13 protein-coding genes are annotated in these 13,086 nt (G+C 43.2%); 8 read left to right on the plus strand and 5 right to left on the minus strand.

The features are described from left to right. The first annotated feature begins 149 nt into the window (after positions 1–149). The 7 genes from BCU94_RS18740 to BCU94_RS18770 all read left to right on the plus strand — a co-directional run bounded on the left by BCU94_RS18740 (position 150) and on the right by BCU94_RS18770 (position 6,193). Entirely contained in the window at positions 150–716 is a 567-nt protein-coding gene (locus BCU94_RS18740) for a cytochrome b/b6 domain-containing protein (RefSeq protein ID WP_157936137.1), read from the plus strand. A 333-nt stretch (positions 717–1,049) separates the two neighbouring features. Beyond that, the gene (locus BCU94_RS18745) at positions 1,050–1,529 is read left to right on the plus strand and encodes a TlpA disulfide reductase family protein (protein WP_102440588.1); all 480 of its coding nucleotides are present in this window, start codon (positions 1,050–1,052) and stop codon (positions 1,527–1,529) included. Between the two features lie 4 nt (positions 1,530–1,533). Next, complete coding sequence (locus tag BCU94_RS18750; protein WP_102440587.1) at positions 1,534–1,773, plus strand: DUF4266 domain-containing protein; 240 nt, start codon at positions 1,534–1,536, stop codon at positions 1,771–1,773. Continuing rightward, on the plus strand, positions 1,764–3,074 hold the full coding sequence (locus tag BCU94_RS18755) for a DUF3570 domain-containing protein (RefSeq protein ID WP_102440586.1): 1,311 nt from the start codon (positions 1,764–1,766) through the stop codon (positions 3,072–3,074). The genes BCU94_RS18750 and BCU94_RS18755 overlap by 10 nt, the downstream gene beginning before the upstream one ends. 153 nt (positions 3,075–3,227) lie before the next feature. Then, positions 3,228–4,055, plus strand: coding sequence for an FAD:protein FMN transferase (locus tag BCU94_RS18760; protein ID WP_102477212.1), 828 nt, complete (start codon positions 3,228–3,230; stop codon positions 4,053–4,055). Positions 4,056–4,102: 47 nt separating this feature from the next. Continuing rightward, entirely contained in the window at positions 4,103–4,762 is a 660-nt protein-coding gene (locus tag BCU94_RS18765; RefSeq protein WP_102477213.1) for a response regulator transcription factor, read from the plus strand. A gap of 33 nt (positions 4,763–4,795) precedes the next feature. Further along, entirely contained in the window at positions 4,796–6,193 is a 1,398-nt protein-coding gene (locus BCU94_RS18770; RefSeq protein WP_102477214.1) for an ATP-binding protein, read from the plus strand. A gap of 152 nt (positions 6,194–6,345) precedes the next feature. On the opposite strand, the gene BCU94_RS18775 is transcribed toward BCU94_RS18770, so the two are convergent. From BCU94_RS18775 to BCU94_RS19560, 4 genes are all read right to left on the minus strand, one after another. Then, positions 6,346–7,818, minus strand: a complete 1,473-nt coding sequence (locus tag BCU94_RS18775; protein WP_241905029.1) for a DUF3300 domain-containing protein — start codon at positions 7,816–7,818, stop codon at positions 6,346–6,348. 127 nt (positions 7,819–7,945) lie between these two features. Next, positions 7,946–9,322 (minus strand): ATP-binding protein, encoded by a 1,377-nt coding sequence (locus BCU94_RS18780; RefSeq protein WP_102477215.1) that lies wholly within the window; start codon positions 9,320–9,322, stop codon positions 7,946–7,948. Between the two features lie 7 nt (positions 9,323–9,329). Beyond that, complete coding sequence (locus BCU94_RS18785) at positions 9,330–10,007, minus strand: response regulator transcription factor (protein ID WP_102477216.1); 678 nt, start codon at positions 10,005–10,007, stop codon at positions 9,330–9,332. A gap of 60 nt (positions 10,008–10,067) precedes the next feature. After that, positions 10,068–10,439: a PepSY domain-containing protein gene (locus BCU94_RS19560; RefSeq protein WP_133126440.1), complete on the minus strand. Its 372-nt coding sequence runs from the start codon at positions 10,437–10,439 to the stop codon at positions 10,068–10,070. A 232-nt stretch (positions 10,440–10,671) separates the two neighbouring features. Here BCU94_RS19560 and BCU94_RS19685 point away from each other — a divergent pair, with 232 nt between their 5' ends. Then, positions 10,672–11,583 (plus strand): choice-of-anchor H family protein, encoded by a 912-nt coding sequence (locus BCU94_RS19685; RefSeq protein WP_198590912.1) that lies wholly within the window; start codon positions 10,672–10,674, stop codon positions 11,581–11,583. An 83-nt stretch (positions 11,584–11,666) separates the two neighbouring features. Here the strand turns inward: BCU94_RS19685 and xseA are convergent, their stop codons facing one another. Further along, positions 11,667–12,995 (minus strand): exodeoxyribonuclease VII large subunit, encoded by a 1,329-nt coding sequence (gene xseA / locus BCU94_RS18800; RefSeq protein ID WP_102477217.1) that lies wholly within the window; start codon positions 12,993–12,995, stop codon positions 11,667–11,669. Between the last annotated feature and the right edge of the window lie 91 nt (positions 12,996–13,086).

Raw genomic sequence — 13,086 nt, forward strand, 5'->3', positions numbered from 1 at the left:
TTGAACTGAGGTGTTTGAACCGAGGTGTTTGAACCGAGGTTATTGAATGTCATTGGCTTGGTAAGGTGAAACGCTCAATGATCTAGCATAAGCAAATGTTAAGTTTTACCTCTTATAATAATCATTCACTTTCAATCGCTGAGGTTTTTATGAGTACTCACAGCCATTTCCCTGCTATCCATCGTCTTCTGCATTGGGGGCTTGCGTTGTCGATGTTGGTGATGCTGTTAACCATCTTACTGCGTTTAGGCTGGATGGAGAAAAATCATATGGCAGAGATGATCCAACAAGGGCTATTGCCGCTTGATTTACTCATCAGCGATAAACAAGCCGTCATCATTGCTAAAAGTATCCGTAATGTGATGTTCCAGTGGCACCTATATTTTGGTTATGCGGTGGCTGTTTTTGTGTCGCTGCGGTTTATCTACATGGCAAAATGCGGTTTACAATACCCTAGCGCATTCAGTAAACAGGCTAGCGGCCGTGAAAAATTTCAAGCGTGGGTATATTGGCTATTTTATCTGGGTATTGCGTTATCGGTCTCCACAGGCTTGTTGATTGAATTTGGGCCAGAGTCAATTGAACACCAAGCTGAAACCGTGCATAAACTTGCCTTGTGGTATTTTATTCCGTTTATCAGTTTGCATTTGGCCGGAATAATACTGGCCGAATTTACCCACGATAAGGGCTTAGTCTCGAGAATCATCGGCGGGTAAACACTGTCACCAGTTGTGTTGAACTAAGCCTATTGAGCAGCGTATCAGCGGTTGTTCTAGCTATTGCTTCAAGACCGCGTCATGGCGTTAGTGCTAGCGCGGTGATTATTAGTCCTCATTAACCAACTCTTGTTCGCTATCCTATACTCGTCAGACCTTGTTAACGGGTTAATCTTTACCTATTTAACTCTCCAACTTAACACTCTGTTAAACTAACTCGTCACAATGCTTAATAAAACCTTAAGATTGAAGATTTAACTTAGATGATATTGAATCATTAAAAATTAGTCATTCATGACTCCTCAAAAATTAAAACTAACAAAGCGAGACTCCATGAAGCGATCATTACTAGCGAGTTTGTTACTCACATTGGCCTTTAGCGGCCCATTATTTGCCGCGCCTTCACTTGAGCATACTGTACTAACCAAAGATGGCACCGAAACTAGCTTGAAAGAGTTTGCTGGCAAGGTGGTGTATGTGGATTTTTGGGCATCATGGTGCGGTCCATGTCGAAAGTCTTTTCCTTGGATGAACCAGATGCAGGCCAAATACCAGCAGCAAGGCTTTGAAGTGGTTGCTATCAATCTTGATGTTGATACTGAGTTAGCCCATGAGTTCCTCACTAAAATCCCCGCTAATTTTAATTTACGCTTTAATCCAGAAGGGGATGTGGCAAGGGAGTTTGATTTACCTGGTATGCCAAGTAGCTATTTATTTAACCGCCAAGGCGAATTAGTTCAGCGTCATGTTGGTTTTTTTGACAAGAACAAGCCTGCTTACGAACATGAAATTCAACTGTTATTAAAGGAATAAGCCAATGAAAAAATCGAGTTTTAAGCAATACATTAAGCTGTTATTGGCCTTGTCTATTATCAGCAGTTTAGCAGGCTGTTCGAGTTTAGGGGTAGAGCCGTGGGAGAAGGATCAATTTGCCCGCGCTGATATGGCACTTAATAATGAAAAGTTAGATTTAGCATTGGATGACCATATTTACTTCAGTAAAGAAGGCACCAGTGGCGGACGCTCATTAGCTGGTGGAGGTTGTGGATGCAACTAACTTCGAAACTAACGCCGAAACAAAGCATCGCTAGTGCATTGGCCATGGCTAGCTGCAGTTTGTTGTCACAACAAGCTAGCGCACAAGAGCCGGTACCGGCAAACGATGATTGGAAAGTCGATGCCGCCATTATGTATTACGGTGAGCAAGACCGTGTACAAGCCGTTGAAGCTATTGGTAATGTGCAAAAAGCCTTTGGTGAAGATTCGCTGCTCGATATGAAAATCGTTGTCGACAGCTTAACCGGCGCTTCAGCTTCTGGCGCTGTAGCACAATCCATCAGCCAAACCTTTACACGACCTTCAGGTAAGGGAGAGTATACGGTCGCCCCAGGTGAAACGCCCCTTGATGATACGTTCCAAGATACTCGAGTGCAGTTAAGTGCCAATTGGCAGGAGATTTTAAATCCTGACTGGACGGTTAACTTGGGTGTTTATGGCTCTAAAGAATACGATTATTTATCATTAGGCTTAAATGCGGGTGTGGAGCGCAGTTTTAACAAAAACAACACCACTCTTGCCTTATCGGGTGCCTATACTAATGATACTGTTGATCCTGTTGGCGGTCGTCCTGTGGCATTATCAGAAATGGTATTTCGCGGTGATTATGATGGCGATGATGCCTTTCAAGCTGCATTTGACGCCACTCGATTAGACGGTGATGATACCAAGCAAACCGCTGATGTCATGCTAGGTGTGACCCAAATCTTGAATCGCAATTGGTTAATGCAAGCTAACTACGGCTTTTCAAGTGTTTCGGGTTATATGACCGATCCCTATAAAATTCTCAGTATGGTCGATGGTAATGGTGAGTCCCATGGTTATCGCTACGAAAACCGCCCAGACTCGCGCACTAAGCACAGTGTTTTCTTGTTAGCAAAAGGCGCATTGGACTCAGGGGTGATTGATTTCTCTTATCGCTACAATACTGATGACTGGGATATTCAAGCGCACACTTTAGAAACCCATTATCGCTATTACTTTACTCCAAGCTTATATGGCCAGCTGCATTTGCGTTATTACCAGCAGCAAGCTGCTGAGTTTTATCAGCCATTTTTGCGTACAGAAGCAGCATTACCTGAGTATGCCAGTGCGGATTATCGCATTGGTGACATGTCAGCATATACCGTAGGGCTTAAGTTTGGCCATCGCTTATCTGGCGGCCATGAACTGAGCTATCGTATTGAGTATTATCAGCAAAACCCTGAAAACAACGGCACAGATATCCCTGGTGAGTTAAATAATCAGGATTTATTTCCATCGGTGAAAGCAATCGTAGCTCAAATAAGCTATTCGTTTTAAATAAATAGTCTTAAGATAAATAAACGCAAAACATCAGAGTTATTGAAATTGTTAAATAAAGCCGCTGTTACATCACAAGCCGCTACATCTAAGGCCCCACAGGTCGCGACGCTTACACGTCGCCCTTGGGGCTTTTTAGGTTCATTTAGCGCCATGGCAAGTCCATGTGAAATGTTAATGCGACTAGATGATGAGCGCATTGCCCAGCAGATGTTAAATATCGCGGTGGCTGAAGCCAAACGAATAGAGCGTAAATATAGCCGTTTTTTACAAGGTAATATTGTTTGGCAACTCAATAATGCCCAAGGGCAGGCGGTTAACATTGATGCTGAAACCGCACATTTACTGCAATTTGCCCAGCAATGTTATCAATTAAGTGACGGCGCTTTTGATATCAGCGCAGGTCCTTTAATGAAGTTGTGGCGCTTTGATGGTAGCCATCAAGTGCCACCAGCTAGTGCGATTAAATCGGCATTAAAGCTAGTGGATTTTAGCGCCATTGATTTTACTGACAGCAAATTGACTATGCCTGCAGCAATGAGTTTAGATTTTGGTGGCATAGGCAAAGAGTATGCGGTGGATAGTACAGCGCAATTACTCAGCAAGCGTTGGCCTGATATCTCTGTGTTAGTTAATTTTGGCGGCGATATTGCCTGTCCCATCCTTAACCCAGATGGCTGGCAAGTGGGGATTGAAAACCCGCAGCAATTGGATAATGCCGCGGCGCTGTTAACCATACGCCAAGGCGCATTAGCCACTAGCGGCACCACTCGGCGCTACATTGAAGTGGATCAAAAACGCTATGGCCACATTATTAATCCTCGAACAGGATATCCTGTGGAGCAAGCGCCGCTTTCAGTGACGGTATTAGGGCCAAATAGCGTAACCGCGGGAATGTTATCGACCATGGCAATGTTAAAAGGCGCTGCTGCTGAAGCCTTTTTGAGTGAGCAAGGTGTTGACTTTAAAGTGTTTAGATAAGCTTAAATCGCGCTTTAGTTATTATAAAAACAATAAAGGAATAACCGATGCGGGTATTGTTAGTAGAAGACAATCAGTTATTAGCACAAGGCGTGGTTTTGAGTTTGGCTAAAGAAGGGATCCAAGTGGATCACTTATGTTCTTATAACCAAGCATTAGCGGCGCTGGATAATGAAGATTTTAGCGCCATTATTCTTGATTTAGGTTTGCCTGATGGCAATGGCGAAGATTTATTAAAGTACTGGCGTAAAGCGGGAGTATCTTTGCCGATTATTGTGCTGACCGCCAATACGGATTTTGATACTCGCTTAAGCTGTTTAGACATTGGCGCAGATGATTATCTCAGTAAACCGTTTGATGTGCGGGAATTAGTTGCCAGACTGCGAGCGATTGTTCGCCGCCAACACGGCTTAGATAACAATCAATTTAGTTTCGGCGCATTGACCATCGATTTCAGTTGTTGTGAAGTGCATTTTCGAGAGCAATTAATCAACCTGCCACGACGGGAATATCAATTGTTATTGGAGTTTGCCCAATCAGCAGGGCGAGTACTAACCCGCAGCCAGCTTGAGCAATTAACCTATGGTTGGGATGAAGTCGGCAGTAATTCCATTGAAGTGCATATTCATCATTTACGTAAAAAAATGGCCCCAGAACTGATTAAAACTGTTAGGGGCATTGGCTATATTTTAGCTGAAATTCAATAAGCATTAATGGTCAGTAGATCATAAAAGGATATTATGTTTTCGTTACGTTTCTCCCTTAGTTTATTGATGTTAGTCGGCATCTTACTGACCGTATCGGTTGCCAGTGTGCTGAGTAGCCGCGATGCCATGTACGAGATAGAAGAGCTATTTGATGCAGAAATGGTGCAAACCGCCAAAGTGCTGGATTTGTTTTATGTCAAAAGGCTTACTGCCGCCAAAGTAGCAAGCTTAATTGAGCAACCTATTCGCTTTCATGTGTCAGAGTCTGAAATAGAAACCTTTGCCGAGCAGTCTACGGTAGAAACCCTCTCTTACGAGCGAAAGCTGTCATTTCAATTATTTACCGCAGCAGGTGAGTTACTTGCATACTCAGATAATACTGGTGTAAAACCGCTAACGGATTTTAACCACGGCTATGCCTATCAGGCAGTCGGTGAGCACACCTGGCATGTGTACAGCTTGTTTTCAACGGCGCAACAGGTGTGGATTGTGACTGCACAGCGTGATGATGTGCGCCAAGAGTTGGTGGATAAGATTAACGCCAATAGCTGGCGCTCGCCTTTGATTATTGCGCCTATCATGTTGCTTATCATGCTATTGGTGACTTACTACTTATTTAAACCCATCAAGCTACTCGAGCGCCATTTAGCTTATCGCAGTGCTCAAGATCTAGCGCCAATTAATATCCGCTTACCGTCAGAACTTATTACAATTCAGCAGTCGCTTAATAGTTATTTAGCCCGTATCGCCGATATGATGATCCGCGAACGACGCTTTAGTGCTGATGCGGCCCACGAGTTAAAAACGCCCTTAGCCATCATTAAACTTCATGGTGATGGTTTAGAAAGCGTGATTAATTCATCAACCGATGAAAGCTTAAAGCAACAAGCAATGCCTTATACTCAAGCCATGGGGCAGGGAATTAAGCGTATGAGTCATACTGTTGAGCAACTGTTATTACTCTCAAGGGTTGATGCCATTGAAGCGATTAATAAGGCTGAATGCGACTTACAAAGCCTAATTGATAATGTGATTAATCAGTTAGTGCATATTGTGGCCGATTATCAGTGGCAGCTTGATATTCCTAAGGGACTTACCGTTAAAGCTGATAGCTTTTATCTTGAATTAGTATTAAAAAACATTATCGAAAATGCCTGTAAATACAGCCCTAAAGAATCGGTTATTAGCATTGGTGCTGAGCAAGAGGCTAACCAATGCGTTATAAATATCATTGATCAAGGCATAGGCATGTCTGCAAGCGAAATTGATTTAGCCAAGAACCGTTTTTATCGGGTTGATGAAAATGTATCCCAAGGTGCAGGGCTAGGGTTATCCATTTGTCAGCTAATTATTATGCTGCATCAAGGTGATATGAGTTTTCATCAAGCTAAGCCTCAAGGGTTAAAGGTCAACATTGTGTTACCCAATTAAACTAACTTATTTAATCTTGGGATAAAAAAGCCTGAGTCACAGTGAATGTGATTCAGGCTTTTTATTTATTTCAGACTCAGTTTTTGCCTCAACTTCTGGTTCAGCTTTTGACTCAACTTCTGGCCCAGCTTTTGACTAAGCCAAAGCGGAGTTTATTTCACTCGCTGTTTAGACGACGAGTGATGACTGCTTGAGCGACTACCACCACGGTTGTTGTGGGATGTATTACTCGCTCTTTGCTGCGGCTTGATGCTGTGGTTTTGGGCGCTACGGTTGTTATTCACTCGCGCTGTTTGGTTATAGTGCTTGCTACTTTGCTGTTTATTAACAGTCGGTCTGCTGGTCGCTTGTCTATTAGTAACCTGCCTGTTTGTCGCTTGTCTGCTGCTCGGTTGCTTGGTCGCTTTTTGGCTTTGATTAGCCTTATTTGAACGGTTTGGCTGTGATTTATTTGCCGTTCTCAGCGCTTTATCCTGCTGGCCATTATGCATTTTATTCGTATTACTTGGTCTAGTGCTCGGTCTAGTGCTCGGTCTAGTACTGGGCTTAGTGCTGGGTCTTGAGCTATAGCTCGGCTTAGCATTATGATTATTTTTTAATGCTTTATTCACACGTTGCTGCTTTGCTATATGGCTTGGCTTAGAGTTATGTAGCTGTGCTGGCTTACCTTTATGACCAGGTTTTTGAGCATGAGCCAGCTTGTGGCTGTTATTGTAACGGGCACGATCATACTTATGGCTTACTCTCGGCGCTTTATATGCAACCCCGCGGCGATGAGCAGGTTTGTGCTTCCAGCGGTGTGAGCCTTGGCTATAGGCAATCTTATGGGGCTTACGATAGTAACGAGTCTTATGATGATTAATCACCACCACGCGTCTATTTGACCAATGCACCGCGCCAAAGAAGTAGTTAAAGTTGATATAAACACTTGGTCCCCAATAAATTGGGCGGTTCGGGCGGTAATGCACATAAGATGGATAACGCCAATATACTGGTGGGTATGCATTCCAGCGCCAGCTACCGTAAACAATTCTTGGATCGTAATAGGGAACATAAACCACTTCCGTACGGGCAGGCTCAATAATGATCTGCTTTTCTTCACGGGTGATGGTCATGTTTTCCATATCATCAAAACTATTGGCTTCATCGGCTTGATGGCGCAATGTTTGAATGCTGGCTAATACCGTTTCTTCATCTTGCAGAAATGCTTCACCTAACTCCTGAGTCCAATCAAGATCTTCATTAAGCTTTTCAAGCACAGTGGGAAAGGCCACTAATGCCATGACGCTAGGGTCCCAATCCTGTTGCTCGGCTTGCTGCATTTTTTGTTCGCTATCAAGCTGACTATTTTCTTGCTGCCAGCGATGCGCTTGTACTACCTCTAGAGGGTAGGTAGACGCAATCAGAATATGGGTTAACAAACTATCTGGATATAAGGCAATAGGAGCAAGCATTTGCGCCAGCTGCGCTTCAGACAGCTGCTCAGCATCTTGACTGTAGGCTTGATCGCTCGCCAGTGTTTGTGCGCCGTTGTCTGTGGCCGCTAATACCGCAGGAGAAAGCATAATGCACACGGCAACTAGGCTTGTTCTGATGCGATTAAAAGTCGTATTCATTAATATCATATCGTCTCCAACTCCTTTTTGATAAAGGCAGTTTTTGAATGTTAGATATAGGATAACGAAGTGAAAATGAACACAAGATGAAAGCAGGGAATTTATTTTGAGTGAATTAAGCGGCTAATGGTAAAAGCTAGTCATTAAATGTGATGGTGAATTTAGCGCCGCCATAAGTGTCAGATGCACCGACGCTTAATTGCCCCTGATAACTTTCGACAATATCACGCACTATGGCTAAGCCAATACCGTGACCTTGTTGGTAGGTATCGGCTCTGATGCCACGTTCAAAAATCCCTTGCTGCTGCTCAGGGCTTAGGCCTTTGCCGTCATCTTCAATGATAAAGTGTAATTGGTTATCGGTTTGAACTACGCTAAGGCAAACTTGGGCCTTAGCGGCTTTACAGGCGTTGTCTAACAGGTTGCCAAGCATTTCACTTAAGTCAGCTTCTTCACCTTTAAATAGTATGTTGGCTTGGGCTTGGTAATCGATATCAAGGTGTTGCTGTTGGTATATTTTACTTAAGGTTCTGATTAACTTGCTGGCGACATCATCCACTTTAACCCCTAAATGCCAAGGCTTATTACCGCTAGTTTTGGCTTTATTGAGCTGATAGCTAATGATGTTATTGATATTGCTGGCTTGCTCTTTGGAGTCGGCACTTAAGTCTTTTTGGCTTTGCAGCACAGCTAAGGGGGTTTTTAAACTATGGGCTAGATCGGCTAAGGCATTTTTATAACGCTGCCTTTGCTGTTGCTCGGTTTTTAATAGCACATTGAGCTGTTTTGCCACCGCGTTGAGCTCTATTGGGTAGTTTTGCTCAATGCGAGTTTGCTCACCTTGCTCGACTAACGTGAGCTCTTGAGTAAAACGGTTTAACGGTTTTAATGTCCACAGCAACCATATGGCCTGTATCAAGGCTAGTACCACCATTAACACTGCTAACCATGTCCATAGAGTGTTGCTAAACTCACTAATTTGCCTTTGAAAATCTGCGTCATCTTTAATGATATGAACCGTTATTTGTAGCGGTTTTTTATCTGTTTCAAAAGAAACGGTGAAGTTATATACCACATGATTATTGGGTTCATTACTAATGTCATCATCAAAGATGATTTGAGTAAGCTTGCCTTCGCCCATGGCCGGTATTGGTAATTGAGGCAGGGTTAAGCCTAAAAAAGATTCTGATGACCATACTTCATTAACGCCAGAGGGAGAATTTGAAGTGATAAGTGCATACAAACCCGAGCCGACAATATTAAATTGATTTTCCAATAAGTAATTGGGCATCACCACCTTATTGTCTTTGACTTCTGCCACTGCCAGCACCGAATACACATAGGCTTTTAACTGGTTATTAATCGATTGGGCGATTTGATGTTTAAAGGCGTTATTAACCGCCGCGCCAATGAGAGGCAGTAACACCACAATTAACACTAAGCCACTGAGCATCAACCTTACTTTTAAGGAGTTAAAGAGTGCGAGTCGAGGCAAAGTTAATGGCTTTTTCATTAGTGTGTTATTTACTTAGCTGGCGAAGGCGATAACCTTGGCCACGCAAAGTTTCAATTAATTTATATTGGTTATCGGGGTCGAGCTTTTTACGTAAGCGGCGGATAAACACTTCAATGACGTTGGAATCCAAGTCAAAATCCTGATCGTAAATATGTTCAATTAAGGTGGGTTTAGAAATCACTTCACCCTGATGCATCATAAAATATTCAAACAGTTTGAATTCGGAGCTACTTAAAATAACCGACTGCTGTAAATGCGTTAACGCTAAGGTGCGGGTATTAAGACTAAAAGGGCCATTACTGATCACCGGACTTGCTTGCCCAGCTGAGCGGCGGATTAATGCATTGAGACGGGCGACTAACTCTTCAGGCTGAAAAGGTTTAGTGAGGTAATCATCTGCGCCAGAATCTAACCCTAGCACCTTGTCTTGCCAGCCATCTCTAGCGGTTAAAATCAAAATCGGATAATCGATTTGTTTTTCACGCAGCTGGGTAATTAAGCTCAGGCCATCTATTTTAGGTAACCCCACATCGATGATAGCTGCATCATATTGATACTCAGAGGCTTGAAACAATCCGTCTTCGCCATCAGATGAAATATCAACGCTGTAATTTGCCCCTTGAAGGTGCTCAGTGAGATTGTGTTGTAAGCCTAAATCATCTTCAACTAATAATATTCTCATGCCTAGCCTCTTGAATTTAGTTGCTAAAAATTAAGCTTTGGCAACGATGGCGGTTAAAGATTAGTTTCTTGAAACTGAACCTGAACGTGCATTGACGGTGGCGTAAAACACCATGCCTTTATTTGACAGTAGTTTAACCCGATAGCCAGGAGAGCCGTTCACTGAGGTTGATTGCACCGACAGCACTTTAGCCGAGTATTGCCTTTTAGCCAGTTGCGCTGCCTGCTGTGAGCTATTAACGGCTAACTTTTTCGACTGGTTGGTTTTTTTTTGATTGGGCGCATGCTGATTGGGCGATTGATGGGCACGCTGATGGATGCCTTGTTGACTCCAATTGCCTGAAACTGGCGCAGCCTGAACTAATCCGATACTGAGAAAACTCAATATTAAGATAGTCAGGGGAATGCGTAATTTCGTTGTTACTTTGCTCATTTGCCAAGTCCAATTGAATATTTATCTTTGAAATCAGTCATCAGTGTAAAAGATCTGCTGCAATATAGAAATAGCGCTTCGCTATCAAAACTGCCTATCTCACAGCAGTAGTTTTAATCATTATCTAATGGCTTTGATGAATTCTAGCTGAACGTGTTCAGCTTATATTCATTTTCAATGCACTTAAATAGAAAGCAGGTTTCACCAAGCGCATTGAAAACAAGGATTGATTATGATGACTTTATCTATTTCAAAATGGTCGCTGACGGCAGTAGTGCTTTTATCGATGAGCGGTTTTGTACACACTGCTGTCGCCTCTGAAGCGGCTGCTTTGTCAAATGTGGCTGCTTTATCAAATCAAGTGCAGGCAAAAGTATTAGTGAGTAGTGAAGGGCGACAATTAACTGCCTCAGAAAAGCCAAACCAAGTGAAGGTTGACCCGCAGCGCATTAACGCATTGGTAAATAATGCCAAGCAGCTTGAGCCTGCGCTAGCCGTTGAGCGTTCAGTGCGCATCAAGCAGTTATCGCAGTTATCTAAACAAACCACATCACAAGTAGCGCCTAAAAATACCTTAACCAATAATGCCATAACCAAAACTGCCTCTATGATGTATGTGCAGCCGGGGCTTAGGGATTTTACGATTTATCAGGCCTACAGTCATTTATATGATGATTTTGATGAAGATGGTTTTTATCAAACTTTTACCGTGACCTTTGATGCTGATGTTTACGGCTTTAGTGTCGGCGAGCCTGCTAATGTTTATGCTGAATTGTATTTAAGCCGAAATGGCGGCCCGTGGCAGCATTATTACTCCACCGATATTTTTACCATTTATGGCGAAGCTGAAGATGACAGTTATGAGGTGCTAACCACCTTAGCCCAAGGGTATAAAACCGATTACTATGACGTACTGATTGATTTATATGAGGTGGGTTATGAGGATATTGTTGCCACCATCAGTAGTGAAGAGGCTGATAGCTTATATGCCTTGCCGTTAGAAAGTAGCGATAGAGATACGGTTTATATTGAAGAAGAAATCATTGAAACTGAAGTGATAGTCAGTGGCGGTAGTACCTCAGGTGTCATGTTAATCTTAGCTGTAGGTTTGCTAATAATACGACGAAAAAGTATGACGTCATGAGCTCATTAACTCACCACCGCGACTCTTATTAATTAACAGCATCGCGGTGGTTATTCATTTCTACTTCACTGTTACTTCACTATTTATTTAACAAGGGACTCAATCTCACCATGATGTAGCTGAGTAACCAGTAAGTCACCTGAGCTTACTTGGTTCGCCTGTTCAACTACCTTGCCATCACTGTCTTTAGTAATACTGTAACCACGGCTTAAGGTGGCTAACGGGCTTACGGTTTCCAGCTTATGAGCGCTGTAACTGAGTTGCTTACTGGCGTTATCAACTCGGCTTTTCATCGCTTCATTTAAGCGATTACTTAGATAAGTCATTTTGTTTTGCTCAAGGGTGAGTTTGTGCACTGGCGATTGCTGCTGCAAACGGCTTTTTAATTGTTGTTGCCTCATTTGGGCGCGGGCCAGTTTGTGCTGCAACGCAGACTCAAGCTTTAACTGCATTTCATCAAAACGTTGTTCAAGCTGTTGTAGTTGCCTTTTAGGATCTTGTCTTTGCAGCTGGTGGCTTAATTCAGCAAGTTGGGTGCTTTGATGCAATATGTAATGACGATAGGCTTGCCTTAAACGCGCGAAAGTCGCAGTCAATTTTTGGCTTTTATTGCCTTTATCATCAGATAACAACTCAGCCCCTGCCGATGGCGTCGGCGCTCTTACATCAGCAACATAGTCACTGATGGTGGTATCAATTTCATGGCCCACAGCGCTCACTACGGGCAATGCACTGTTATAAATCGCGTGGGCTAAGTCTTCATCGTTAAAGCACCATAGATCTTCCAGTGAACCGCCACCACGGGTGAGTAGCAGCACATCAACCTCAAGACGTTTGTTGGCGGTAGTGATGGCATCGATAATTAATTTACTGGCAGTAGCACCTTGTACTTGAGTGGGGTAAACCACCACTTCAATGGACGGATCGCGCCGCGATAACACATGCACTACATCGCGAACCGCAGCGCCAGTGGCGGAGGTAATCACACCTATTCGCTGGATATTTTGTGGAATAGGGCGCTTGGTTTGTGTTGCAAATAAGCCTTCCGCCGCTAATTTAAGCTTAAGCGCCTCATATTGCTGTGCTAGCAATCCATCACCAGCAGGCAACATCGACTCTAATAATAATTGATAATCGCCGCGGGGCTCGTAAACACTGATCGCGCCTTTAACTAAAACCTGTTGACCATTAACCGGTCTAAAGGCGACTGATTGATTACGACCTTTAAACATCGCGCAACGAATTTGTGAGCGACTGTCTTTTAAGGTCATATACCAATGACCTGAATTTGGGGAAACAAAGTTCGAGATTTCGGCCTCTAGCCAAACCTTTCCGAGCTCTCCTTCAAGCAGCTGGCGGACTTCACCGTTTAATCGCGAAACGGAGTAAACATTATTTTTTGAGCTTTTCATCAATTTAGGCCACCCAATCGGAACTTTTGACTATTTTCCATTTACCAACCCCAATATGCAAGGTATAATCCCGCCGCAATATTTACCCTTT

The organism is Shewanella sp. 10N.286.52.C2, from assembly GCF_002874545.1.
Lineage (GTDB): Bacteria > Pseudomonadota > Gammaproteobacteria > Enterobacterales > Shewanellaceae > Shewanella.